At 42.5% G+C, this 26759-nt stretch carries 22 protein-coding genes; 11 read left to right on the forward strand and 11 right to left on the reverse strand.

Going from position 1 to position 26759, the window contains the following annotated elements; translation table 11 throughout:
* Positions 1–182 precede the first annotated feature (182 nt).
* Together V7L20_RS06925 and nrdJ are read right to left on the reverse strand one after the other, a co-directional pair.
* The gene (locus tag V7L20_RS06925; RefSeq protein WP_334743359.1) at positions 183–1067 is read right to left on the reverse strand and encodes a dioxygenase family protein; all 885 of its coding nucleotides are present in this window, start codon (positions 1065–1067) and stop codon (positions 183–185) included.
* A 237-nt stretch (positions 1068–1304) separates the two neighbouring features.
* Complete coding sequence (nrdJ, locus tag V7L20_RS06930; RefSeq protein ID WP_334743360.1) at positions 1305–4592, reverse strand: ribonucleoside-triphosphate reductase, adenosylcobalamin-dependent; 3288 nt, start codon at positions 4590–4592, stop codon at positions 1305–1307.
* Between the two features lie 246 nt (positions 4593–4838).
* On the opposite strand from nrdJ, the gene V7L20_RS06935 reads away from it, so the two are divergent.
* From V7L20_RS06935 to V7L20_RS06950, 4 genes are all read left to right on the forward strand, one after another.
* Positions 4839–5348, forward strand: a complete 510-nt coding sequence (locus V7L20_RS06935) for a GNAT family N-acetyltransferase (RefSeq protein ID WP_334743361.1) — start codon at positions 4839–4841, stop codon at positions 5346–5348.
* A gap of 84 nt (positions 5349–5432) precedes the next feature.
* Entirely contained in the window at positions 5433–7019 is a 1587-nt protein-coding gene (locus tag V7L20_RS06940; RefSeq protein WP_334743362.1) for a GMC family oxidoreductase, read from the forward strand.
* 528 nt (positions 7020–7547) lie between these two features.
* Positions 7548–8057, forward strand: a complete 510-nt coding sequence (locus tag V7L20_RS06945) for a GNAT family N-acetyltransferase (RefSeq protein WP_334743363.1) — start codon at positions 7548–7550, stop codon at positions 8055–8057.
* A 124-nt stretch (positions 8058–8181) separates the two neighbouring features.
* Positions 8182–8811, forward strand: a complete 630-nt coding sequence (locus tag V7L20_RS06950) for a Uma2 family endonuclease (protein WP_334743364.1) — start codon at positions 8182–8184, stop codon at positions 8809–8811.
* A gap of 119 nt (positions 8812–8930) precedes the next feature.
* Here V7L20_RS06950 and V7L20_RS06955 read toward each other — a convergent pair whose 3' ends face one another.
* The 4 genes from V7L20_RS06955 to V7L20_RS06970 form a co-directional block, all read right to left on the reverse strand.
* Positions 8931–10328 carry an AtzE family amidohydrolase gene (locus V7L20_RS06955; RefSeq protein WP_334743365.1) on the reverse strand — a complete coding sequence of 466 codons (1398 nt, stop codon included), beginning with the start codon at positions 10326–10328 and terminating at the stop codon, positions 8931–8933.
* A gap of 116 nt (positions 10329–10444) precedes the next feature.
* Positions 10445–10747 (reverse strand): pentapeptide repeat-containing protein, encoded by a 303-nt coding sequence (locus tag V7L20_RS06960; RefSeq protein WP_334743366.1) that lies wholly within the window; start codon positions 10745–10747, stop codon positions 10445–10447.
* An 89-nt stretch (positions 10748–10836) separates the two neighbouring features.
* Positions 10837–11019, reverse strand: a complete 183-nt coding sequence (locus V7L20_RS06965) for a DUF4089 domain-containing protein (RefSeq protein ID WP_334743367.1) — start codon at positions 11017–11019, stop codon at positions 10837–10839.
* A 34-nt stretch (positions 11020–11053) separates the two neighbouring features.
* A complete protein-coding gene (locus V7L20_RS06970) occupies positions 11054–11404 on the reverse strand; it encodes a DUF952 domain-containing protein (RefSeq protein ID WP_334743368.1) in 351 nt (116 codons plus the stop codon).
* 16 nt (positions 11405–11420) lie between these two features.
* Here V7L20_RS06970 and V7L20_RS06975 point away from each other — a divergent pair, with 16 nt between their 5' ends.
* The 3 genes from V7L20_RS06975 (at position 11421) to V7L20_RS06985 (ending at position 15007) form a co-directional block, all read left to right on the forward strand.
* Positions 11421–11708, forward strand: coding sequence for a glutaredoxin family protein (locus V7L20_RS06975; protein ID WP_334743369.1), 288 nt, complete (start codon positions 11421–11423; stop codon positions 11706–11708).
* A 53-nt stretch (positions 11709–11761) separates the two neighbouring features.
* Positions 11762–13258: a UDP-N-acetylmuramoyl-L-alanyl-D-glutamate--2,6-diaminopimelate ligase gene (locus V7L20_RS06980; RefSeq protein WP_334743370.1), complete on the forward strand. Its 1497-nt coding sequence runs from the start codon at positions 11762–11764 to the stop codon at positions 13256–13258.
* A gap of 276 nt (positions 13259–13534) precedes the next feature.
* Positions 13535–15007 (forward strand): DICT sensory domain-containing protein, encoded by a 1473-nt coding sequence (locus V7L20_RS06985; protein ID WP_334743371.1) that lies wholly within the window; start codon positions 13535–13537, stop codon positions 15005–15007.
* Between the two features lie 131 nt (positions 15008–15138).
* Here V7L20_RS06985 and V7L20_RS06990 read toward each other — a convergent pair whose 3' ends face one another.
* From V7L20_RS06990 to V7L20_RS07000, 3 genes are all read right to left on the reverse strand, one after another.
* A complete protein-coding gene (locus tag V7L20_RS06990) occupies positions 15139–15807 on the reverse strand; it encodes an AIM24 family protein (protein WP_334743372.1) in 669 nt (222 codons plus the stop codon).
* An 845-nt stretch (positions 15808–16652) separates the two neighbouring features.
* Positions 16653–18122, reverse strand: coding sequence for a sensor histidine kinase (locus V7L20_RS06995; protein WP_334743373.1), 1470 nt, complete (start codon positions 18120–18122; stop codon positions 16653–16655).
* 511 nt (positions 18123–18633) lie between these two features.
* Positions 18634–18780 (reverse strand): hypothetical protein, encoded by a 147-nt coding sequence (locus V7L20_RS07000; RefSeq protein WP_334743374.1) that lies wholly within the window; start codon positions 18778–18780, stop codon positions 18634–18636.
* Positions 18781–19879: 1099 nt separating this feature from the next.
* On the opposite strand from V7L20_RS07000, the gene dnaK reads away from it, so the two are divergent.
* Entirely contained in the window at positions 19880–21784 is a 1905-nt protein-coding gene (gene dnaK, locus V7L20_RS07005) for a molecular chaperone DnaK (protein WP_334743375.1), read from the forward strand.
* A gap of 113 nt (positions 21785–21897) precedes the next feature.
* Here dnaK and V7L20_RS07010 read toward each other — a convergent pair whose 3' ends face one another.
* Positions 21898–22125 carry a hypothetical protein gene (locus V7L20_RS07010; protein ID WP_334743376.1) on the reverse strand — a complete coding sequence of 76 codons (228 nt, stop codon included), beginning with the start codon at positions 22123–22125 and terminating at the stop codon, positions 21898–21900.
* Between the two features lie 739 nt (positions 22126–22864).
* Between V7L20_RS07010 and V7L20_RS07015 the strand changes: the two genes are divergently transcribed.
* Genes V7L20_RS07015 through V7L20_RS07025 form a run of 3 tightly spaced genes read left to right on the forward strand, consistent with a single transcriptional unit; the run spans position 22865 to position 25276 of the window.
* A complete protein-coding gene (locus V7L20_RS07015) occupies positions 22865–23956 on the forward strand; it encodes an acyl-CoA dehydrogenase family protein (RefSeq protein ID WP_334743435.1) in 1092 nt (363 codons plus the stop codon).
* Entirely contained in the window at positions 23946–24692 is a 747-nt protein-coding gene (locus tag V7L20_RS07020) for a PIG-L deacetylase family protein (RefSeq protein WP_334743377.1), read from the forward strand. Before V7L20_RS07015 ends, V7L20_RS07020 begins: the two co-directional genes overlap by 11 nt.
* Complete coding sequence (locus V7L20_RS07025; protein ID WP_334743378.1) at positions 24689–25276, forward strand: class I SAM-dependent DNA methyltransferase; 588 nt, start codon at positions 24689–24691, stop codon at positions 25274–25276. The genes V7L20_RS07020 and V7L20_RS07025 overlap by 4 nt, the downstream gene beginning before the upstream one ends.
* Positions 25277–25378: 102 nt before the next feature.
* Here the strand turns inward: V7L20_RS07025 and V7L20_RS07030 are convergent, their stop codons facing one another.
* Positions 25379–26590, reverse strand: coding sequence for a glycosyltransferase (locus V7L20_RS07030; protein WP_334743379.1), 1212 nt, complete (start codon positions 26588–26590; stop codon positions 25379–25381).
* Positions 26591–26759: the final 169 nt, after the last annotated feature.

Below are 26759 nucleotides of genomic sequence, written 5' to 3' on the forward strand. Positions count from 1 at the left end.
TACTGCTTCTCTGCGTGGCGTAACCATCCCTACTAATTACTATTTCCGGTTTCCTTCCTGATTATACTCTCCCCAAAGTAACAAAAGAGGGATAATACAGGCAACCTCCGCAACTGCTGGCTCCACAACACACTGGCTCACCATTAAAAACTAATAATCAACAACCAATTACCTTCCAAGCTCTAAGCCACATCTGTCTGTTGGTCGGTCGGTTGTAGCACAAAGTCGAACTCAGCTGTATAGAAAGGTTTGCTTTGATTGTATGCGTTGAGTTTGTCGAGTGTCTCATGTTTTTGCAGCTTAATGATGGCAGTTCTGACCGCGAACGTTGTATCTGAATCGATGTGCGGATCTCCATCAATATGAATTTGTGTAGTCAGGGGTATATAGCCTACAGCACTCAACTTAAAATGGATATGGGCTGCTCGCTGGGTATGTCGTCCTAAAAGCTGCAATAACTCACCGCACGGTCCGCTTGATGGGATAGTGTACCCTACTGGCACAACCGTTTCAAATGCATAAGAGCCGTCCGAATTGGTTTTGAAACGACCTCGAAAGTTACCTTTTGCCTGGGATGTATCATGAACGTCATAGAGTCCCTTTGAATTTGACTGCCAGACATCAACAAGCGCATTGGCAATTGGTTTGTTGTTCAGGTCTAAGACGCGTCCTGATAGGAAGAGCGTATTGCCGTCGCGATCAATTCCGAGGCGATCGCCCATGTTGCGTTCTGGCGCATCCGCTACATAGAGAGGACCCTCCTGATTACTTTCAGTAGCTGCGCTACTCTTGTTATGCAATAGAATCACTAGCTCTGAGATTCCCAGCAAGTCGAGCAGCATATGAATTTCCCCATTCGGTATCTCTTTTGTGTAGCGATCTGCCCGAATTAGAAAATCGCGCAAGAGCGATAACTCCTGTTCCGTCAGATTCACCTCCTGCACGAAGGCGTGCAGATGTCGAATCAGGCTGGTATAAATCTCATAAAGGCGTGCATGAGTCTTGCCTTTATCACCGTGCTCAATCACGGCTTGAGTGATATTTTCGAGAGTAATGTTTTTTATCATTGGTTTATTTCCGGCGCTAGCGTCCCTTGCGTGTCTGGCACAGAAGCGTTAGCGAGTCCGCGAGCGTCTTGCAAAGAAGAGTGTGTTCTATCGTCCGTTCTTTCAGTGTCACTGCATCTGGGCGCATTTTTGTGTTTTGAGTTGAGATAAAAAGCAGTGATTTAATATAACATTAAACCACTGCTTTTAATTGGAATAGATAAATAGTGTCTACCCTCAGTTGATAGTTATTTCACTTTATGAGCTTGGTTGCTGATCGGGAAACATACACTTATCAGAGTCACAACCACTAGGGCCAGCCTCTGCCATTTCGCCTAAATCGTAGCGGCTTAAGACTGCACAAAAATCATCTGTTTTGCGCCGTACTTTCACCTCTTGATTTAAGCGATCGTAGGTTGGTTTATCTATCGGTTCAAATGGCAAACGTGGGAATGATTGCAAGTCGTCAAAACGAGCTAAAAGGGCTGCTGAAATATATCCCTCATCATTCTGGATAGTTTCGTAGATGCGCTGTCCTAAAGGTTCAATTTCATCAGAGCGAAGTTCTAAAGTAGCTGATGTGTTGTGAGTCACATACCAACGTTGAACCTGGAGGACAAAATCAAATTGAGCTAAGACTGAAAACTTAGAAACATCAATTTGATCAGCCCCTGGTAAATCAGCCCAAGGTACAGAAACAGGGATTTCTACTAACCATTCACTCACCCGTGAATCAAAGGGATCGTTGAGCAAATTGCCTTGTTCATCTTTATCTGATTGAGAGGGAATGACGTTGTAACCGTAGTCAATACAAGCTAAGGCTACTGGGTCATTTTTGCCGAAGGTGATGCGGCGAATAAATCTTTGCGCTTTTGGGGGATGCCATCCTGAACTAGCATTAGTTAATAAAGCTTTAGTGCCACTTGGTTGAACTGTAGTACAACGATTTGGACGTTTGAAATTGTGGCGATCGCAGTAATCCCAAACCACCCGATGTACAATATCTCTCCAGGAACTTAGATATTTTTCTTCCTCACGTTTGAAAGCTAACCCTTGTGGAGTTGCGGGTCTTCCTTCTGCCCACCAGCGCAGCCAATCAACACCAAAAGCATGGACAAAGAAATCAAATAAACCTGTAAAAGAAACTCCCACAATCGGGTCTAATTCACGGCTGTATTGATAGCGTGGTTCCAGGAATTTGTGATTTAAAAGTGCTGCTACAGATAGTGCTCCGGCAGTGAAAGCTTCTTCTTGTTCTTTGTAATTATGTGGATCGATTTGATTGAGGTGAACCTCAGACAAATTGCAGTTGCCAGTTAGGGTATTACCAAATACTCCTTTGTGATGTTCTAGTTCATTGAAGCAATAAGTATCGTGCAAACCTGGTAATTCTTCCACACCTCTGACTATTTGCCATTTACCTTTGTATTTGGCGTCACATCCTTTGCTCACATCCAAACGCTGGCAAGGAATTTGTCCACAGTCAGTAATTTGCAAGTAGTATAAATCTTGACTGCAAACACCATAGTTAGTTACTGACCCTTTATGAGCGCAGAGATTTAAAGAAGAACGGATACCGCATTTAGTTAGTAATAATTGCACTCGATACGCACGTTCGTAATTAGAGATGTAAATCCTAATGCCATTACTATGTGTATTTGTGCCATCGGTATCTGCTAAACCAGCGATAAAGTGCAAAATTGCTTGGCGATTCCAACTAGCAATTACATTCAGTGACTCTGGATTTGTTTTTAAACTTTTTAAAAATTCTCCAGAAAAACCTAAGTCTGTTACATCTGTAAAAGTCGGTAAGTAGCCATAGTTTCTTTCAGGAGACTTACTTCCAATTACAGATAAAGCTGCTTTCTGTTCATCAAGTCTAATGGCATTACCATTTTTGTCTGTAGTTCCATCTCCTACAGCTATTCCCAAAGTATAGGCATAACTTGGATTGATATTTAATCCATCTTCGTACTGAATAGTAAAAGGCTGAGTATGAATGTCATATCTACTAACATCCATCAAATCCTTAGTTTCTACTTCTTTGTATTCTTTATCGAATCTATCTTTGACAAAGAAGCGATGATATTCGGTTGCATCCAAGTAACTACCATCTGCAAATTTAACTCGATACAGCTTGCGTTGGCGTAGCCCACCGGAGGTATCGCTACCAGTTTTAAATGGTGTTACTTGGCTCCATTTTTGACCATTCCAAATATCAATTTCACCTCCAACAACATCTTTGATTTTATGCATTCCATCTCTAGTGATGAGCAAGGTATTACCACTCACACAATGGAAGTTAGCACCTACTATTTCTCCGCATGGATTTAAAGCATATCGCTGCAAACGGTGTTCTAACTCATTAGCATGAAGATTTGGATAACGTTCTTTTAACCACTGTTTTGCTGTTTCTTGTTGATAAGCTTGCAAAAATTCAACTTTGTCAAATTGTGTTGGTAGCAAATCAATATTTGATCGCGCTACGGCTTCACCAGCCCATTGAATCGCTCCCTCGCCACTATAATACTGTTTGCGGACAGCGTTAAGACATTCTTCTAAGGTTGGCTTGCGGTGAAAAACTCTCGTATGGTTTGCCATCCTGAGTGCATCGCGCTCTGGATCGATTCGCCAGTTGCCACTTTCATCTTGCTGCCATAAATTATCTTTAGCGGTGGCTCCTTGTTCATCGCCAGAATCAAACTGACGCATTCCAGCGCTTCTTCGGATATTACCTGCAACAATTGTTACAGCACCTTGGTCTATTAATAGACAGCATTCAACTGAATTTAATTGCCGTCCTACAGCTTTATTCAAGATGGAAGCACAACACTGATAAAGTCCGGGCAATTTTACAGGATTAGCAACTCCTCCAAAGCCGTTGAGAGTTTCTCCTGCTTTTCGCACATCGCTGATATCAACTAATACTTCAACTTCTGCTGAAAATTGTTCATCAGTGGAGAGTTCTAATAAGGCTTGATATGATTCAACCCAACCTTCACGGCTATCTCCAACGTGAATAGTGACGCTATTGCCTTCTATATGTGTTTCAGTATATTCACGTCGCTGTTGCACAGGAGTGCTGCCAATTTCGCCTTGTACAGTAACATTAAGTTGATTACGGATGGGGGGTAACTGGTTAATAAATTGTGGTTCTAAGACGGCTCCAGTACCACAGCCCATCATTGCCAAATCCATCATTAATCCGAAGGCACTCCAGTCTTCAAGATTGGTGGAGGTGCAATTATAAGCCCCGGAAAAGTTCTTTGGCTTGGTTATCCAGTTTGTTCCACCAACCCATAGCCAGCGTCCACTGGGCATAGCTTTCAAGTTGCGCTGCATCTTATCGAGTATGACAGCTTCTTGTTGAGTTAGCTTTCCCAACTCGACTAAGCCCAGTAGAGTGCGATCGCATACCTCATCCCATGTTTCCCTGAGTCCCGCCTTTGTTCGGCGGCTATAGGTTCTAAAAAATACGGGATTAGCAGCCGGTGCAGTTTCGGGAAACTTTGCACTCTGGCGTTTTCTTTCGAGTTCTCGAACCATATATCAAGTGTGTTGCGTGCGGACAGATTATGACTATACGCCAAGTAGTTTTAGTATTAAAGATTGTCAAATTGTCCACTTTACGCTAGCTATAGACCGTAGTAATTGCAACATAAATTTATGATGTATAATGTCTCTCACCCTTGGGTAGGATCTCAATATTGAGTTTTAATTGGCACAGATTAACTTATAAGTAAATTCTCTTTATACCAATTCTTATTCAATTACTTACCGGAGGCATAAACTTTGCTTAAAATTATCCAGGTAAAGACTGATGAACACAAATCTCATATACAAAAACTCTTTTGGGAATATTTTATCGAGACTAAGTTGATATTCAGCCATCAGTTCGGTATCAATTTAGATGTTGATGCATTCTTTGAGCAATATATGACTCAACTTCACGAATTTATACCCCCTTCAGGACGCTTGCTTTTGGGACAATTCGAGGCACAAATAGCCGGCTGCGCTTGCTTACGAAAAATTGGTGAAGATGTTGGCGAAATTAAAAAAATGTATGTAAGACCAGAATTTCGCTCAAAAGGAATCGGTCGGTCTTTATTAGAAGCTATCATCAATGAAGCTGTTTACATTGGTTATTCAAAAATACGTTTAGACAGTGCCCCTTTTGCAAAGGAAGCACAGGCACTTTATCGGATATTTGGCTTTCAAGATATCGAGCCGTATTTGGAAAAAACAGAGATTCCTTTAGAACATCGAGCAAACTGGGTTTTTATGGAATTGGTTTTAAAATGACGCGAGATTCCTAACATCGTCACTCTCCCGTTCATTGCTAGTATTACAGTTCTTAAAGTAGTTGAATTTACAAGCGAGGATGTCATGACTCAATATGACTATATTGTGATTGGTGCAGGTTCGGCAGGCTGCGTTGTTGCCAATCGGATGACACAAGATAGTGAAACAACTGTGTTATTACTCGAAGCTGGCAATCCAGATACTAAACCTGAGATTCAAATCCCGTTGGAATCCCCCAACCTACCTCGCTCAGAACTGGACTGGAAATATTTCTCTGAACCAGAACCGTACCTGAATAACCGCAAAATCTTTTGTCCTCGTGGCAAAGTCTTGGGTGGCAGCAGTTCGATTAATTCCATGATTTATATCCGGGGCAATCATCACGATTATGACCACTGGCAAGAATTGGGGAATCCTGGTTGGAGTTACCAAGATGTATTGCCCTATTTTAAGAAATCTGAGAACCAGCAACGCGGTGCCGATACATACCACGGGGTTGATGGTGAGTTGAGCGTCACCGATATTCAACCCCCTACTGTGGCATCGCAACGATTTGTAGAAGCAGCCGTGGCGATCGGATATAAGCACAATCCTGATTTCAATGGGATACAGCAATCAGGTGCAGGAATTTATCAGTTGACGGTCAAGGATGGTAAACGTCACAGTGCTGCTGCTGCATTCCTGATGCCAATTCTCAAGCGTCCTAATTTAACAATAACAACAGGAGCGTTAGTGACTCGGTTGTTATTTGAGGGAACCCGTACCGTTGGGGTGGAATATATGCACGAGGGAACGCTGCACCAAGCCAGGGTTAACAAAGAAGTGATTTTAAGTGCTGGTGGATTCGATTCGCCCAAGCTACTGATGCTTTCCGGCATTGGTAATGCAGAACAACTGCAAGCAATGGGGATTCCTGTCGTCGTTGATTTGCCAGGTGTCGGTCAAAACCTCCAAGACCACTCTCTTGTTCCTGTGGCACACCAGATAATTACCAGTCCTGTGGCACAGGAGGTAATTGCTGGGTTAGACCCGGCAATTACCAGTAATGGTAACGCTGAAGCCGGATTATTCTTGCATACCGAAGGTAATCTGGATGCCACGCCAGATTTACAGTTTTTCTTCGGTCCCATTCTGTGGATATCTCCTGGCAAAACCCTCTCTGGTTTGGGATTCACTGTTACAGTCAGTTTGACTCATCCCCAAAACATTGGCAGTGTCAGTTTGCGATCGCCTGACCCCAAAGACCCACCAATTATTCGGATCAACTTTCTGCAAAGTCAATCTGATGTGCAAAAGCTAGTTGCTGGGATTAAAATAATGCGTAAATTATTTCATACAAGTGCCTTTGATCAGTTTCGAGGTGAGGAAATCAGTCCCGGTGCTGAGGTGATTAGCGATGAAGCACTCGAAGTTTACATCCGGGAATTTTGCGTTACGGGGTATCATCCTGTCGGCACTTGCAAAATGGGAACTGACCCAATGGCGGTTGTCGATCCCGAACTCCGGGTACGCGGTGTTACCGGGTTGCGGGTTGTTGATGCATCGATCATGCCAACTCTGGTCGGAGGCAATACGAACGCGCCCACGATTATGATCGGCGAGAAAGGAGCCGATTTAATTAAAGCCGCAGGCGGCGTTTCATCGCAAGTAGCTTCAGCAACGGCAAAGTAACTTGCTGGCGCGATCGCCTGGAGATAACATGAGACTGTATTAATTACAGCTTCAGCATTCATAATCACAACTGAAGCTGTATTAACTACAGCTTCAACATTTATAACCACAGCTTAAGCTGTATTAACTACAGCTTCAACATTTATAACTACAACTGAAGCTGTATTAACTACAGCTTCAACATTTATAACCACAGCTTAAGCTGTATTAACTACAGCTTCAACATTTATAACTACAGCTTAAGCTGTATTAACTCCCGCTTCAAGTTTACTTATAACATCATGAGCATTTGTAACTACAGCTTCAGCATCTATAACCACAGCTTAAGTTGTATTAACTACAGCTTTAACTTTACTTATAAAAAATTGAGTATTGCTAATGTATTGTCTTAAAACTGGTAAGCCGATACAGCGAAGCAGTGGGTATAGAACTCCTATTTGATTTTCAAGATATCGAGCCGTATTTGGAAAAAACAGAGATTCCTTTAGAATATCAAGCAAACTGGGTTTTTATGGAATTAGTTTTAAAATGATCAATATCCGTTGTGAAACTCTGCCAGACTATACAGTAATAGCTGAGGTGAATACATTAACCTTTGGGCAGGAAAATGAAGCTAAACTTGTAGAAGAAATTCGCCGTTCTGACCGCTATATTCCAGAACTTTCTCTGGTTGCAGAGATTGAGAATGTTGTAGTCGGTCATATTTTATTTAGCTACATTGATTTAGTGGATGAAAAAACACTACAGGTACTCGGTTTAGCACCTTTGGCAGTTCATCCACAGTTTCAAAGACAAGGTATTGGTAGCACACTAATAAAAGCAGGGTTAGAAATAGCAGAGGCAAAGAAAGAAGCCATAGTGATTGTCCTTGGTCATCCCCACTTCTATACTCGTTTTGGCTTTCAATCTTCAGTTGCTTATGAAATCGAGTCTCCTTTTCCAGTACCAGAGGATGTTTTTATGATTAAAACACTGCAAAGCTATCGAAAAAATTATAAAGGGAAAGTTGTTTATCCCTCAGCTTTTCATAGGGTGTAGTATTATTTTCCACTAATCAAGAATTCAGGAAGTTTAAAAAATACTATTTTGCCTATATTACTTGTGTTATCTCCAGAAAAAGAATTAAAATAACCTTGAGCTTTCAATTTCTAAAGTTTGAGCTATGTTTGCATTAGTCTCGCTTGAGAAAATTCAGCTACCTGTAGGAGCAGTTGTGCGGTTGCCTGCAACCTGGCAAGATTATCAGAGTTTGTGTCAGCAACGAGGTGGCAATTCAATTCCTCGCATAAAATACCAAGATGGAGAAGTCTTACTCATGTCTCCTCTTCCCAAACATGGACGTGATGCCCATTTAATTGCAAATATCATTACAGTTTTGCTGGATTATGTTGGACGTGAGTACGATGCTTTTACTCCTGTGACAATGGAATTACCAGAGGAGAGTGGAATCGAACCAGACTATTGTTTTTACATTGACCATTGGGAAGCTGTATCTGGTAAGGAGCGAATTGACTGGAGTGTTAATCCTCCTCCTGATTTGGTGCTGGAAATTGATGTAACGAGTTATTCTGATGTGAATGATTACCTCCCTTATCAAGTACCAGAAGTCTGGCTATACCGCAAAAAACAACTGTGTATTTATCAGTTACAAGGTACAGAATATCTTGCTCAAACTCAAAGCCAATATTTCCCAGATATAAACCTCCAGGATATAGTTGCTAGATGTTTTGAAGTTGCCTACGATCGCAATACCAGTGCTGCCATTCGTGAACTCAAACAGCGTTTAAATTGAATTCAGTTCTTTTTTTATATCGCGCTTGCGTTCTTGCTAACGGATCACGCGGGTTGTTTTAATTTTCCTCCCCAACAAGACAATTCGGGCAAGCAATATTATTGCAAAAATGGATCGCTTCATGAGCAATTGAAAATCACTGGTGCTGAAACTACACCCTTTACCTCTAATGCAGCCGCAACCCGTAAAATTAACGCTTCATTATATGGTGCTGCTATTAATTGCACACCTAAAGGTAATGCATTTTGGCGCTGAATTGGTACTGATAAAACAGGTAAACCAATAAAAGATAATGGTTGAGTAAATAATCCTAAATGAGGACGGACAAGAATTTCTTCCCCATCCAAAATCATGGTTTGTTGACCAATTAACGGTGCGGAAATTGGTGTAGTTGGGGCAAGAATTACATCAACATTTTGAAAGATTTCCCGAACGCGATCGCGATACCATCTCCTAAACCGTTGTGCTTGTATATACCAGTTACTTGGAATTAACGCCCCAGCTAAAAAGCGATCGCGTGTTGCTGAATCAAAATCTTGAGGACGCGATCGCAATTTATCCAAATGCAGATTTGCACCTTCACTAGCTGTAATCACAAACGCCGCAGCACGGGCGCGGTGTGCTTCTGGTATGGTTACGTATTCAGTGACTTCTATTGCATCAGCTACTTTTTGGACTGCTGCTAAAGCTTCCGGTTCTGCGCCTTTGGTGAAATAATCAGCTGCGATCGCAATTCTGATATCAGAAATATCTTGATTAAGTTGTGGTAAAACCAATTCAGGTGGACGCTTTGTGCAAATTGGATCGCGATCGTCTTCTCCCTGAAGCACATCGAACACCGTGGCGATATCTTGCACCGAACGCGCAAAAGGGCCAATATGATCAAAACTACTAGAAAATAAAGCTACGCCAGCACGAGATAATCTTCCATAAGTCGGCTTAAAACCAAAAACGCCACATAACGCCGCCGGAACGCGAATTGAACCATTAGTGTCTGAACCCAGCGTCAACGGTACTAACCCAGCAGCAACAGCCGCCGCCGAACCACCCGATGAACCACCAGCAACTCGTTGTAAATCATGGGGGTTGTGAGTAGCACCGTAATGGGAGTTTTCTGTTACAAACCCATAGGCGTACTCATCCATATTCAAAGCGCCAACCAGCACAGCACCCGCTTGTTTCAGCTTTCCTACTGCTGTCGCATCTTGGCTAGCTGCTGGGTTCTCTGCATTGATTTTCGACCCCGCTAAAGTCGTTAAACCAGCGATATCAAAGAGATTTTTCACCGCAAAAGGCACACCAGCAAGCGTTCCAGGATTATTACCTTGGGCAATTTCCCTGTCAATGCGGGCTGCATCTGTTAAAGCTGTCTCAGCAGTCACAGCCGTAAAACAGTTAAGTTGATTATCCCGCGCTGCTATTCGTGCGATCGCAGCCTGAGTAACTTCCACCGCGCTAACTTTGCCTTCGCGTATAGCAGTTGATATTGTTATGGCATCGGCTGAATCAAAATTCATGCTGGAATATTTAAGAGATAGCGCGTTTAGCTTTTTGAGTAATAGCAGTCTGCATCGAGAACTAGGACGCGCGGAATATTTAGTACTAAAAATTTTGATTAAGTTTTACAAATTCTTCAATCAAAACAAGTAGCTTCAACGATAATACTGCCATCTGGTAACGTGGTATTACAGTAGAGAGTATTGTCCATGAGATTGCCAGTCAAATCGGCTCCAGTCAAATCGGCTCCAGTCAAATCGGCTCCAGTCAAATCGGCTCCAGTCAAATCGGCTCCACCCAAATTGACCCAAGCAAGTTGAGCATGACTCAAGTTTGAACCACTCAAATTGGAACCACTCAAATTAGAACCCTCCAAGTCAACCCCAGTAAAATCCCTCTCCCCAGCAGCATATCTCCTCAACAACTCTTCAACATCCATACCTTAACTCCTAAATCAATTAATACCATAAAGAATACCGTACAAACCCTTTTGAACACCTTCCTAGCCCCCCAAACGCCCTTTAACATCTATGGTTCAAATATAGGTGCAACTTCAATTTCTTCAGCTAAAGGAAACTCATTAACAAGATTAGCGATCGCCCTAATTCTCTCAAAATTTTCCATTACACCATCTCGATACTCATCCTTTAGCTGCAAATCCAACAACAACGCCATAATATCAACGTATTCACCCACATTAAAAGCTTCCATCTTTTCTTTGCGTCCTTGGCGTCTTGGCGGTTCGTTATTCTAAATTTATAACCTCTTTCGGCAACACAAAAAATCCATCCTCCTCCGCCTCAAAATCAACAACCTGAAACACAGCATCAATATTTAACTCACCATAAATATGAGGAAATAAATTATCTACCTCCGCAGCTTCATAACGGATTTCAGCTTTAACTTGTTCAGAATCAATGCAAAGAATTACCAAACCCTTTTGATTAACAAAAAAACGATTCGCCACCCAGATAACTTGTGCTGCTGTCGAACAGTGAATAAATCCTTCCGAGTCTAACGTATCACCCCGATAGCTTCCGAGGATTTTCGCTTGTTCCCATTGTTCGATTTTGGTGATATGTAAAATAGTGTTCATGGTAATTAATTAACAAATGCGATTAATTTTATACAGTAAACCCGGCTGTCATTTATGTGAAGGCTTGCAAGAAAAGCTAGAACAAATCCAAAATCTCAGTTTCGAGTTGGAAATTAGGGATATTACGACTCGTGAAGATTGGTTCGCTGCGTATGAGTATGAAGTGCCGGTACTGTATTTATCGAACCACAGAGGCGCAGAGGGCACGGAGGGAGAAATTATAGAAGCACCATTGCCGCGTCCTTCTCCTCGTGCTAATGTTCAGCAGTTGGAGCAAATGTTGCGTAAGTATTTAGCCAATTAGAAAAAAATAATGCAGAATAAGCGCAAGATTAAGAATGTGACGAGGTTCACAAGATGAAATTGCGGGAATTATTAACGGCGGTAGACAGTGTTGAACAATTGCCTAGCCATCCGATAGAGGATGTGGAAGTTAAGGGTTTGAAGACGAATTCTCATGCTTGTAGTGTGGGAGATTTGTTTATTGGAATGCCAGGAGGGCGGGTTGATGGTGGGGAATTTTGGCAAAGTGCGATCGCATCGGGGGCTGTAGCTGCGATCGTTTCTCCTGAAGCTGCACAAAAAAATCCTCCCACAAATGAGGTAGTCATTAGTGCAAGTAACATAACTCAAGCTTGTGCCCAAATAGCCAGTGCTTTTTACAGTTATCCAGGCCAAAAACTCAAGCTGGTAGGTGTGACTGGTACAAATGGCAAAACTACAACTACTCATCTAATTGAATTTCTGCTGATTAAAGCTAATCTAGCTACAGCTTTGATGGGAACTCTCTACACTCGTTGGGCAGGTTTTGAGCAAACTGCTGCCTACACTACGCCCTTTGCAGTGGAACTGCAACAGCAGCTAGCAGAGGCGCTAAAGGCTGGTAGTGAGTTCGGGGTGATGGAAGTAAGTTCCCACGCTTTAGCCCAAGGTAGAGTGTTGGGTTGTGAATTTGAGGTAGCGGTGTTCAGTAATCTTACCCAAGACCATCTCGATTATCACACCGATATGGAAGATTACTTTGCTGCCAAAGCATTGTTATTTAGCCCTAATTATCTCAAGGGGCGGGCAATAATTAATGCTGATGATTCTTACGGGAAGCGCTTAATTGCCTCGTTAGATTCTAAGCGCGTTTGGAGTTACAGCGTAAACGACAACAGCGCTGATTTATGGATGAGTGATTTAAGTTACCAGCCCAATGGTGTCAGTGGTAAATTACATACACCAAAAGGTGACGTAGCTTTTCAATTGCCCCTAGTCGGACAATATAATTTAGAAAATCTTCTCGCAGCTGTAGGAGCAGTTTTACACTTAGGACTAGATTTGCAGTTAGTAGCGTCTGTCATCCCTGAGTTTCCCGGAGTTCCCGGACGGATGGAACGGGTACAAATTAATCCTGACCAAGATATTAGCGTGATTGTGGATTATGCCCACACACCCGATAGTCTAGAAAATTTACTGAAAGCTGCACGCCCGTTTATACCTGGTAAGGTGATTTGCGTGTTTGGTTGTGGAGGCGATCGCGATCGCACCAAGCGCCCAAAAATGGGTAAAATTGCTGCTGAGTTAGCTGATGTGGCAGTAGTGACCTCAGATAATCCCCGGACTGAAGACCCAGAAAGGATTTTGCAAGATATTTTAGCGGGAATTCCTGATGCAGTACAGCCAACTGTAATTTGCGATCGGGCTACTGCAATTCGTACCGCTATTTTACAAGCACAACCCGGTGATGGAGTGTTACTTGCTGGTAAAGGTCATGAAGACTACCAAATTCTCGGCACCGAAAAAATCCATTTTGATGACCGAGAACACGCACGCGACGCTTTGCACCAAAGACTGAACATACAAACCTAGTTTGGGCATTGAAAAGAGGCAGAGAGGGGCACAAAGCAGGGGGTAGAGGGGAATGAAGAAGCAGGAAAGCAGGGAGAAAAGTTTCCCCTGGAAAGCGGACCCTGCCCAATTCCTCTTTTCCGTCCCCCCTGCCCATTCCCCACTCCCAACTCCCTTATAAGTGTAGTTTTTTATAGTTCATGTTTATTTCCGTTGGAATTTTGTAAAAAATGCACACATAAAGGTGAAAATCGAAGACACAGTTATTTCTTGCTTCATCCAAGTTGTGCTTGACTCATGAATGTTTTTCTGGCTAAGGATCTGTCTGTTTATCAACTGGTTATGGGAGTGCAAGCGCCTCCTAAACCATTGTCCCTCAGTCCTGCTACTCTGCTATCACTAGTAAGAGCGCAAATTGACTTACTAATTGAGCAGCAAATTGCAGCCACTTTATGGGTGAAGCTACCACCAGAAAAAATTTGGCAATCAGAATTAGCGCGTTATCAATCCTCGGTAAGTGCGTCTAGTCTCATTTATACTTGCCAGATTGACGAGAGTGACAAAGGGGAAGATGAGGGAGCAGGGGAAGCAGGGGGAGAAAATATCCCCTCATCTTCCTCATCTCCCTCATCTTCCTCATTCCCTCATCATGTCCCTGTTCACCTATCACCAGATAGCCAAATGCGACGGGAAAACTTTTTGATAGTGTTGTCGCCCCAGTTTTGCAGTTTAATTTTGGCTCATCGACCACTTAAAAAACGCAAAAATAAGACGACATCGGAGAAGGTAAATACTAATAAAAATCAGCCGTTGCTAATTATAAATACTCTTGAGGGGAGAGTAATTCAGCAAGTATTAAATGGTATCGAACAAGCGATTACGCCAGAATCATCTCCAATACTTGTTGATTTCATTTGTCCAACTGCGCCCCAAGGCGCACTGATGAATCAACTGTTTGCAAAACAACTCCTGCGACAAGATGAAATTAATCGTCAAATCATCACAGTACGCACCACCAAGTTGCAGCAGCAAAATCAAGAGCTGCAAAACAAAGAGCAACTCAAAGACGAATACTTAAAAAATGTGTGTCAAGAACTGCGTACACCCTTGACGCACATGAAGACAGCACTTTCATTATTGAATTCCCCTAATCTTAAATCCCCCCAGCGACAACGTTATTTACAGATGTTAAATACCCAGTGCGATCAGCAAAATTCCCTGATTACTGGTTTGTTGGAACTGGTGCAGCTAGAACGTAATTTAGAAGGAACAGCTTTAGAGTCGGTGCGCCTCTCAGATATTGTACCTGGAGTAGTCAGTACCTACCAACCTCTAGCTCAAGAAAAAGGAATTATGCTAGCTTACACCGTACCCACTGAACTTCCACCTATTTGGTGTGTGAGTGGTGGGCTGAGGCAGATTGTGATTAATCTGCTGCATAACAGCATTAAGTTTACTCCTAATGGGGGTGAAGTATGGGTGCGTGCCAGAATTCAAGGCGATTATGTCCAATTAGAATTCCGCGACACAGGTATCGGTATTGCCGAAAGCGAGATTCCTAGAATCTTTGACCGATTTTATCGTGTGCGTACAGCAGCAAATGAAGATTATGGTGGTGCTGGGTTGGGGTTAACAATTGTACAGCAATTGCTGGTGCGATCTGGCGGTTCTATTTCTGTGAAAAGTAAATTATATGAAGGTTCCACATTTACAGTACAACTCCCAAGCGTTGGCGATACCCCAAGAGCGATCGCAATAGAAAATGAGTGATGAGTTACAATTATCCCCTGAGTTAACTTTATGGTGCTATAGCAATCCTATTTAAGTTATAAAAATTTTAGTCATTAGTCATTACTATCAATGACCAATGACTAATGACTAATGATCAATGACTAAGATTGTTAGCTAGACGTTTTTGGTAGCGCGGCACTAATTTGGCGGAGCATCATGACTTGCCAATAAGGTACAGGAGCCAGCAATACAGTACCAGTCCCCTCAAAAGTATTGACGAGAAACTCACCAGAAGTCATCGAACCTAAAAGAGATTTGGTAGCTTTTTCAACGCGATAATTTAAACTACTGGTGCGAGCGATGGCAAAATTTCCATCCACAACTAATCGGTCATTTCGTAAATTTATTACTTCTACAGGGCCCTGTGCTGCCATCACTACTGTACCCCTGCCTTTGACTTTTGTTTGAAACAATCCCTCGCCACCAATTAAGCCTGATACAAATTTGTTTCGTTCAACTCCTACTTCTACAGTGCCATCACTAGCCCAATAAGCGCCACTATCTAAAATCCATTCACTACCGTCTAATTCTAATATGTGATATCCCGATAAAGAAGGCTCTAAATATAATTCACCAGTACCTGTATACGTAGGACGGAAAATGTTTTCTCCCGTGGCTAGGGATTTTAAAAACCCGCCTGCTGAAGGAGCTTTAGATTGCATCTGAATATTGCCACGTATATAGTACATGGCACCAGATTCAGTACGAACTGTTTCGTTTTGTAAAGTTATCTTGACTAAACGTAAGCTTTCTTTATCGATTATCTCAAAACTTGCCATAATTTTTCTTTTTATTTTTGCACAAATGTGTACTTGGCTCTTAACTAGAATTTATATACATTTTTGGCATCTATTTTTACAGATGACAAGTCGGAAAAATTTAATTAGATTGTTAAATAAAGTCTATTTGATGAAAATAAATTATCTCTGTTGATAAAAAATAGGTCAACCTAATTAAACATAAAATCCTTAGTAAATAGATCCCCAACTTTTCAGATAAGTCGGGGATCTATTATTGTGTTTTATTTCTACTCACCTACTGTTTAATTTAACGTGAGTTATACGGGTTATATTGTGTCTGCATAAATTAGTCGAATAAAAAGACCTCTCCCTGGCTTTATCCCTCTTTTGTCACTCTCGGAAAACATTTGTCTTTTCTGAATTCTAGAGCTTCTATATAGCAAGCGATGGCTTCGCCGCGCCGTAAGCATCGCGCCATTCTTTTCTAATAACAAATACAAGACCTATTTTTTTATAATAGGAAAGCCTGTATTGACCGAATAATAAAACTTTCATAGATTAGCTGCTCGGAAAGTGATAGAAGAAGGTTATAGCAACAGCCTTGGTGATTAGGACATCAACAGATGATAAAATTTAGACACAAAAAGACTTTTCACCCAGTCCCCAGCGATGCACTGAGTTTCGACTTTGCTCAACTACCGGTTGTCGTTGTGTCCCCAGTTCCCAGTCCCTTGCCATACTATGTAAAATCTCTCCCTCTCCGAGTCGGAGAGGGAGAGGGATAGAATTGAACTAAAGTTCAAGGCAGGGAGAGGTTTATCAAACTTAGGTTAATTTAGAGTGAATATTTATAATTTTGAAAAATAGTAAATAAATCTTCACTCCTAAATTTTAGCTCCTAATTTATGTTTATTGCTAACTTCTAAGGGGAGGAAAATTGTCAAAACTTCCCCATAGTGTGGACGCTGGCGCACAATCAGTTTGCCGCCGATCGCCTGAAACAAATGCTTGGTTGCAGCAATATTCAAACTAATCGTACCCGTTTCTGGTTGGAACATCAGCAATTGGCCTAAAGCTTTGCGAATTGGTGGCGTTGCAGGTATGGCAGCTTTACTTGAATCTTTGCACCCGAATTGGGGGGATAATTGTAACTTAAGTTGATCTCCTGCCGGAATAACTTGTACTTGAATATGGCTACCAGCAGGTAAGCTGCGAGTGAAATTTTCTATCAAACCAGTGAGTACCTGATCTAACATCATGGGATTACTTACCACAGTTGGTAATTGCTGGGGTAAAACAACATTTAAAGTTAAGCTCCGCCGATGCGCTGCTTGTTCCCAACGGGGAATGCTCTGCTGCAACACTTGATCTAAAGACATCGGCGTAAGTTGAGTTTTTGACGATTTTGTTGAGACAGTAGTTTCTAGTTCTGCTGCCTTAAAGAGCAACTCCATGCGGTCAATTTGCTCGGTACATTCGTGATCGATAATTTTTAAGCGATTGATTACAGTAGCATCTAAGTCTCGCCGCTTCAGCAGTAGGCGAGTCATGGTGCGAATAGTTGTTAAAGGTGTGCGGACTTCGTGAGCGAAAGCTTGGAGCAATTCTACATCAGGATTTGGGGATTGGACATTGGACATTGGGCATGAGTTATTCTCCTTGTCTTCCTTCTCCCCCTTGTCTCCAGTTGCTAGTAAAGAGTCCTTAGTCTCTTCTGCTTCTGTTAATTCCTGAAGCAACAACTGGCTAAACTGAATCATGATGCGGCAATCTGGCGCTACCGGAGAATACTGTTGTACTAATGTATCCAAGTAGGCAAAAAATTCTGGATTAGCTAGCATTACCCTTGCTGCTACCGATCGCCAAGCCTGCTGCACGACTTCTGGCTCAAAAGAAAATGAAAAGGCTTTTTTACCGTTTTTGTGGGTTGCTAAAACCAGTACTAAACTAAATTTTTCTGTAAAAACCAAGCAAAACTGTTCTGCACCTAGCGGATCGGCAGGTAATAAGGAAAGTACCGATTCATGGGGAGCAATTTCTTCATTTACAGACGCGATTGTATCTGGCATCTGAAATGGCATCAGCGCCAAAGGATTAAATGGTTTTGCGGTAAAGGTTACTGTTTGTAAACTTTGAGTTAGTTTTGGCTGACTAAATAAGGGTGCTGGTGCAGCTAAAACTAATCCTTGGGTTGTGTCAACTGAAGCACCTGCTAAAGTATTTAAGAGCAAATGTTCAGTCGCTGCTAGGCTGACACGCCACTGCCGCTGTGCTTTATCAGGTGAACATTCAGCCACACTTGATTGATTTTCAGCCAAGATTTCGCTCATACTTGGCAATATCCATTGGTACACAGGCTTTCACCCCCTAATTCAAGAGCGACTAACAGCGTCTAGAGTAGACATTACACTACTATTTAAGAGGTTATAGCTATTTGTGTACTGATGACAGTGGTAGAACCGAACAATTCGGGCGCAATTCCCCCTATAGATTAGTTTTTTAGTAGTTGACGGACTCGATCAACTCAAAATTGCTAAGTAAGAGTGGAGTATGGGGAAAGACATAGCAGTTAGCAAAGAAAGCAGAAAAAATGATCTTTTCTTCCTCTTGGGCAATCTCTGCAGACTAAAATAATACCAAATTGCAATCAAACTTAGTATCTGTCATTAGACATCTCCAAAAATGAATGTAGAGATAAAATTAGCAATTTATATCGTGACATTCTCGGTCGAGAACCTGATGCTAATAGACTCCAAGTTGGTTAGATGCATTGGGTAGAAATATGACATTTCTATTTTGTTATGTCGGGCGATCGCCAATGTATAGCATTGAAAAATCTAAGTATATGTAGGGTGGAATACTACTTTACTTAAGCAAAAGCTGCTGTGCAATTTCCTCTATAAGTGCGATCGCAGTTATTAGCTGAAAAATAGTTGTGCTGATTTTCTTACCGAGCGTGGCGATCGCAGATTGATGATGGTGCTGATTTCGCTTCTCGAATCGGGATTGCAATGACAAACTCTGCACCCTATCTTGGTGAGAAAATGCATTGCAAAGATCCACCATGTTTTTCAGTAATTATCTGGTAGCTGATCGATAAGAATGACTGCACCAATTGTTTCACCCTTGCCAGCCTTAAAAGCAACAGCAATCAATCAAATCCGATTGGCGTACTCAGGGGTGGACTCAACATAAGTTCTTGGTATACTATCTTGGGCGTTGCTGATTGAAAGTATGAATTAGTCTCACACAAAGACACAAAGGCGCAAAGAATCGTTGTTTAGTTAGATGAAAAAGTTTAGTCAGATCAAAAATGTCAATTCATACTCTGATTCAGCAACGCCCAAATCTTTAATCTGGATCTATCTTTGGTGATAGGCTACGCCTCACCATAGGCAATCACATTTTTTAAGTAGATTAACAATAGACCATCTCAAAGGCAGTTGATCAATTCTTTTGATTCAGTTGAAGATTTGGTAGTAGTTGCAGGTGCTACTGGTGGCGTGGGGCAAATGGTGGTAGGCAAGTTATTTCGGGTGATACCAGCCATATTGATGTAGCAAACGCTTGTGTAAAATGCCTTTTACACCCAAGTAGTTCCAGGAAAATTTTTGAAATAGTCAACCAGGGACAAAGGCCGCCTGCAATTAACTGGGAAACTCTTTTCTCTAGACTTGAGTAAGTGCTGAGTGCTGAGTGTTAGTGCGGGCTACGCCTACGCGCCCTTTAATTTTGTTCTATCCTCAATACTTTTGTAATTTATTACTTTTAAAGACGGCAAACACGACTCTACCGTTACGGTTCACCCTAATTACTGAAAGTATTAATTCTCATACATTAGACAGAGTGAAGGCAATAAATCCATGAAATAACTAAAAAAACTATTTAGTTAGTTTAACCGTCCTAAGCAAGGTTCGGGAAACCACCCTTCATGGACTGGCTACCACTAAGCTTCAGTATATATATCAGCATATCTGGAGTTTTAACCCCAGAAAAGCCAAAACAAAGGTATTCATGCTGAAATGGCTGATTTATTGACCCTGTTGGTTCAAAATTTAGTCCTTTATATTCTCATTCATTCATTTGTAGTTATACGGAGCCAGCACCTAAAATGGCAAAAGTAGTTGGAATTGACTTAGGAACAACGAACTCCTGCGTGGCAGTGATGGAAGGTGGTAAACCCACAGTAATTGCTAATGCTGAAGGTTTTCGGACAACGCCATCAGTAGTCGCATTTGCGAAAAATGGCGACAACTTGGTTGGCCAAATCGCCAAACGCCAAGCGGTGATGAACCCCGAAAATACGTTTTACTCAGTCAAACGCTTTATCGGACGCCGCTACGATGAAGTTGGTAACGAAGCTACGGAAGTTTCTTACAAAGTCCTCAGCAGCAATGGCAATGTGAAATTAGATTGTCCGATAGCTGGTAAACCGTTTGCTTCTGAAGAAATTTCTGCAAAAGTTCTTCGCAAACTAGTTGAAGACGCCAGCAAATATCTGGGTGAAACTGTAACCCAAGCTGTAATCACTGTTCCGGCATACTTCAACGACTCGCAACGCCAAGCGACAAAAGACGCTGGTAAAATTGCCGGGATTGAAGTTCTACGGATTATTAACGAGCCTACTGCCGCTTCTTTGGCTTATGGATTCGACAAGAAGAGTAACGAAACCATCCTCGTGTTTGACCTTGGTGGTGGTACCTTCGACGTATCCGTGCTGGAAGTAGGAGATGGAGTTTTTGAAGTATTAGCCACATCTGGTGATACCCACCTCGGCGGTGACGACTTCGATAAAAAAATAGTTGACTTCTTAGCTGAGAAGTTTAGAAAAGCCGAAGGTATTGACCTACGGAAAGACAAGCAAGCCTTACAACGTCTGACTGAAGCCGCAGAAAAAGCCAAAATTGAGCTTTCTAGTGTCAGCCAAGCAGAAATCAACCTACCATTTATCACTGCAACCCAGGATGGGCCAAAGCACCTGGATACAACCCTAACTCGCGCTCAGTTTGAAGAACTTTGCTCTGACTTAATCGACCGTTGCCGTATTCCTGTGGAAAACGCCCTTCGGGATGCCAAGTTGAACAAAGGTGATATTGATGAAGTGGTGTTAGTTGGTGGTTCTACCCGGATTCCTGCTGTGCAGCAGATTGTGAAGCAAGTATTGGGTAAAGATCCTAACCAAAGTGTGAACCCCGATGAAGTCGTAGCAGTTGGTGCGGCCATTCAAGCAGGGGTACTGGCTGGTGATGTAACTGGCATTTTGCTCTTAGACGTGACACCGCTATCTTTGGGTGTGGAAACATTGGGCGGCGTGATGACCAAAATTATCCCCCGCAACACTACAATTCCTACCAAGAAATCAGAAGTCTTCTCCACTGCTGTGGATGGACAAACCAACGTAGAAATTCACGTCCTCCAAGGTGAACGCGAATTCTCTAACGATAACAAGAGCTTAGGAACCTTCCGCCTTGATGGTATTCCTCCTGCACCACGCGGCGTTCCTCAAATTGAAGTGGTGTTCGATATTGACGCTAACGGTATCCTTAACGTCACCGCTAAGGACAAAGGTACTGGTAAAGAACAGTCCATCAGCATAACCGGCGCTTCCACCCTGGATAAAAATGACGTTGACCGGATGGTAAGAGAAGCAGAACAAAACGCTTCATCTGACAAAGAACGTCGTGAGAAGATTGAACGCAAGAACCAAGCCGACTCTTTGGCATACCAAGCTGAAAAGCAGCTACAAGAATTAGGCGATAAAGTTCCGGCTGCTGACAAGACTAAAGTCGAAGGTTTGGTGAAAGAACTGCGGGAAGCAGTTGCTAAAGAAGACGATGAGCAAATCAAAAAGCTCACGCCAGAATTGCAACAAGCGCTATTTGCTGTTGGTAGCAATATTTATCAACAAGCTGGGAACAGTACTACACCTGGTGCTGAACCCCAAGATGGTGGTTCCACATCTAGCTCTGGTAGTGGCGATGATGTAATTGATGCTGATTTTACAGAGAGCAAATAATTCCCCTACTTCTTTTGGGAAGATTATCTTGTCCCACCTCATATTACCCACTCAAGCGTTTGCTTGAGTGGGGATTTTTTTAAGAGTTAGGAGTTACAGCAGTTTTCATCTATTTAAAACATATCTATCTGTCGTAGAGAACATTGCTGTGCCCGTAGGGCGTGGGTTTGCTTACCTGCCTTGGCGTTGCTCAACAGACCAGTTACAAACGCTTCAAGCACTCCTGCTAAAATGACCAGTGTGGTAACCAGCCCACCGATGCGTTGGATAATCCATGCTCGTTGCTGATAATCGAGATCCTGATCAATTTTCAAGTCTCCCACTGGCTTTAAGTTTGCCATTATTGCATTGCACTCGCTGGATTTCAAGTCCCTTGCTTGTTATCAAGAAAGAATTCTTTTTAAAGCTAAAGCCAGAATGAGCATATAAATTTTATGCGACTGGTAAAGCAGCGCTCTGGAGAGTAGATTTCCCTCATGAGTGACTGTACCAACTACGATCCAGTGGGAATAGCTAGAGCAATGGATTTGTCCATGGCTTTCCAACTAACACGATTATTACGTAATTTTATAGATTTATATTGTATTATTTATTACAAAAACCAAGCTTAAATTTATTCTTATATCTATCTTCAATTATTCCCTAGCTAGAGGCAGAGGTTCGACAACAAGAGTAAATGTTAAAAAACCTGAATAAAGAGTTACTAGCATCTATTTACTAGCGATCGTTAGATACTGTTGCAGCATAGTCGGCGTACCTATCCCTTCTAATAAATTAAGTGACAACTTCACAGAAGCAATCCTTAATGAATTGTGAAGCTTACATTGACCTACGCTATAGTGTAGGTAGTTCACTTAATTCCATTTATTCAGCGCAAAATCACGCAGAAGATAGAGGTATGGATCAATTTAATATTATTATCTTTATCAGTAGATAAAGAAATGTTAAATAAAGGATATCGCTATTATTACTCAACTATCAAAGGATGTTGTCATCCAGAAATCGAAGGATTCAAACATTGCTCTTGCTTTAGGACGTGCTAGGGAAATTGCTGAGTATTGTGCAGCTAATGCTACTAATATAGATAGCAATGGCGCTTTTCCTAAACGCGAGTTTGAGCTAATTGCTGAGGCTGGTTTATTGGCTGTACCGTTGGCTCAAGAGTTAGGCGGGTGGGGTGCAGGAATTGATGCTAATGTTACCCAGGAGGTGTTGATACTCCTAAAGCAAATAGGACGCGGTAACCTAGCGGTTGGTCGAATTTATGAAGGGCACGTTAATGCACTGCAACTGATTCAGACCTTCGGTACTAGAGAACAAATTGCCGCCTACGCCTGTGATGCTCGTGATCACCACAGAATCTTTGGAGTTTGGAATGCTGAAGCGTCTGATGGTGTCAAAGTTATCTCCCTTGAGAACGATCGCTATCAGTTAGAAGGTTCTAAAACTTTTTGTACTGGTGCAGGCTATCTGGAACGTCCTTTCGTGAATGGAGCATTGCCCGATGGGGGTTGGCAAATGTGCATTGTGCCGATGGATGAAGTGCAGACAGTTAGCGACCCAACTTGGTGGCAACCTTTTGGGATGCGAGCAACTGCTAGCTTTAAAGTAGATTTTAGCGGTGTGAAGTTAGAGCAGAGTGCATTAATCGGTCAGCCAAATGACTATTATCGACAACCGTGGTTGTCTGCTGGAGTAATTCGCTTTGCTGCTGTGCAACTGGGTGGGGCGGAAGCACTATTTGACCTAACTCGTCAATATCTCCAGCAGTTGAAATATACAAACGACCCATACCAAAAAGAACGGCTTGGTAAAATGGCGATCGCTATTGAAAGTGGTAATCTCTGGCTACAAGGAGCTGCGGATAGAGTAGCAGCGTATGCGCCTGTGTTTGGTGGCGATCCCACAGTTCCTAACGCCCAAGCAGATCAACTTGTCGCCTATGCAAATATGGTGAGAACGGCAATTGAACAAATTTGCATTGATGTCATGCAGCTGTGCGAACGTTCAGTTGGTACTCGTGGCTTATTACCACCAAATCCAATGGAACGCATTATCCGAGATTTAACCCTATATCTGCGACAACCTGCTTTTGATGCGGCTTTAGCAAACGTCGGACAGTATGTCTTGGATCAAAGTAACCCTGCATCTTTGCTGTGGAATGATGAATAAAATCAGTGTTACCTCACCGCTAACCAATCCCAGTATTTTGCCCTGGCGTTCAATTGAGTCAATCGCCTGTAGTCCGGTACTAGTCGTAGCACCTCATCCTGATGATGAGACGTTGGGTTGTGGAGGTGCGATCGCTCTATTGCGTTCTTTAAAGTGTGATGTGCAAGTTTTAGTCATTAGTGACGGTACGCTTTCACACCCTAAATCTCTGAAATATCCTGCACCTGCACTGCTAGCTCTGCGGGAAACTGAAACACTATCGGCGTTGAGATTGCTGGGTGTGGGAGTTAATGCTATTAGCTTTTGTAGAATGCAAGATGGGTCAATTACAGCACAGTATAAAAGCGCACTAGCCAGTTGTCGTGCTTATCTGACAAAAGTTGCCCCACAAATTATCTTTTTACCGTGGCGGTACGACCCTCATCCAGACCACCGAGCGACCTGGAAATTAATTTACACGGCGCTAGAAAACTTAGGTCTATCGCCCCGATTGATTGAGTATCCCATTTGGGACTGGGACTTAGAGCAAAGGGGGAGTTTACCAGAATCTTTAGAGGTGACAACCTGGCGGTTGAATATTGGCGCAGTGGTGGAGTTGAAACAGCAAGCGATCGCTGCTTATCGCTCCCAAATTACAGACTTAATTGACGACGACCCAGAAGGCTTTCGCCTCAGTGCGGAAATGTTAGCGAATTTTACTCATCCTTGGGAAGTTTATATAGAGGAAAACCGATGAACCCATTACAATCCAATTCCCTACCACCCAGCTTCTTTGATAACATCTACAGCAAAGACCCCGATCCGTGGAAGTTCGAGACCAGCGATTACGAAGCTAACAAATATGCCGCTACAATCGCAGCTCTACCCAAAGAGCGCTATCGGTCTGCCTTTGAAATCGGTGGTTCTATTGGCGTTTTAACTGAGAAACTGCAAAAGCGTTGTGACTCACTGCTCTCGATTGATGTGTCAAAGCTAGCGCAGGATAGAGCAATAGAGCGCTGTCAGCATCTTTCTAACGTTAAGTTCGAGATTATGCGTGTCCCAGAGCAATATCCTGATGAAATGTTTGATTTGACCCTAGTCTCGGAAGTTGGCTATTACTGGTGCTGGGAAGACCTGAAAAAATCCCAACAGCGCATTCTAGAACACCTGGAACCGGGAGGACATTTACTTTTAGTTCATTGGACACTCTATGTCCGTGATTATCCTCTGCGTGGGGATGAAGTTCACGACTCGTTTTTTGAGTTGACCCCAAAACTACGGCATTTAAAAGGTCAACGGGAGGAAGAATATCGACTCGATCTATTCGAGCGAGTCTAAAAAGGGACTGGGTATCAGGGATTTGGGACAAAGGGAAGGGAAAGCGATAAGGAGGAAAGGAAAAAATCATTCCTTTTCCCTTTTTACCTAGTCCCCAGTCTTTTAACCTCGACGCAAGTTTTCAAGGCGTAGGCGTAAGTCTTGAATTGCTTGCCTAATCTCTACATTTGGCCAACGCTTAAGCCAAATTTCTTCTTCGTGCTGACGCTGTTCAACTTGTTCAAACAACTGACCAAAGGTACAAGGTTGGATTAATTTTTGCACAAGCCATTGGGGTGAAACTCCTAACATATCTGCCAAGGGGACGACTCTAGTATGAGTTAATTGATAGCCATTAAGAACGCACCACCACATTACTCGTAATTGGCGACGTGCAGTAAAACGAGTTTCAATAGCAGCCGCTGACTCTACTAAATATGATTGCTGTCGCTGTCCCATTTTTGCCCACTCACTCAACTGGTACGCCAAACCAATGTTAACCCGTCCAGTTTGTCTTGCCGAAGTTACTACTTTTACTAATGGACTGTGGCGAAAACGAGCGTTGACTCGCACTAAAGCACGATAAAATGCTACATCTTCAAGAGTCCGCACAGGTGGTAAGCCTCCTGCCAGTGCATACATTTCTGCCGTCACTGCTAGACTTGCCCCATAGTGTTGAAAGTGCCGAGGAAAACCGTCATAAGGGTCGGGATCGAGGTAAGTTTCTAATTCTGCAATTAAGTAACGATGGCCTACATCGCGCAGATAGCAAGCTCTGGCATAGGAGTCTAGATTAGAGCGTTCAGCGCCATCGGTGAGAATTCGTCCTCCTACAGCATCAGCACCGCAAGCAATTTCGTACAGGGTTGCAGCGATCCAAGTTGAGCTAACTTGTGAGTCGCCATCGGTTGAAGCAATTATCCCCCGTCTGCGTCCCAAACTGTACAGACGGCGGTATGCCTCATCCATCAAAATCTGGCGTACTCGACCAATGTAAGCTTCTTCTGGAGGCAGAGTTTTTTCAACTACGTGCAGTGCTAACTCTGGATGTTGTTGAGCAAATTCTTTGGCGATCGCTGCTGAATTATCGCTGCAATTATTTGCTAACAAAATAATTTCGTAACGTTTAGGATCTAAAGGCTGCCCTTTAAGATCGACTTGATGCATTAAAGCAGCAAGGGTAACTGCCAACGTCTGCGCTTCATCACGGACTGGAATAATCACGCAGGCTTCACAATGCTGTAAGGGTGGTGTTTGGACTAAAGCTTGGGAAAAGTCCTTATATAGTTGTGTAGCTGGAAAGTCAACAACTTCTTGCAAACGCTTACTTTCCATAAAAACCATTTTTCCATCTCCAGGAAAACAGACAGAGTATATTCATTTAACACTTAATAAAAATTAAAATCTTAAATCTATTTTTAAAATTTTCTCATTTTCTTTCAATCTCTCTAAAGCATGATTAATACTGATTAAAACTCTATCAACAGATGTAATGAAAAACTCT

Origin of the sequence: Nostoc sp., from assembly GCF_036916735.1 — a bacterium.
GTDB lineage: Bacteria > Cyanobacteriota > Cyanobacteriia > Cyanobacteriales > Nostocaceae > Nostoc.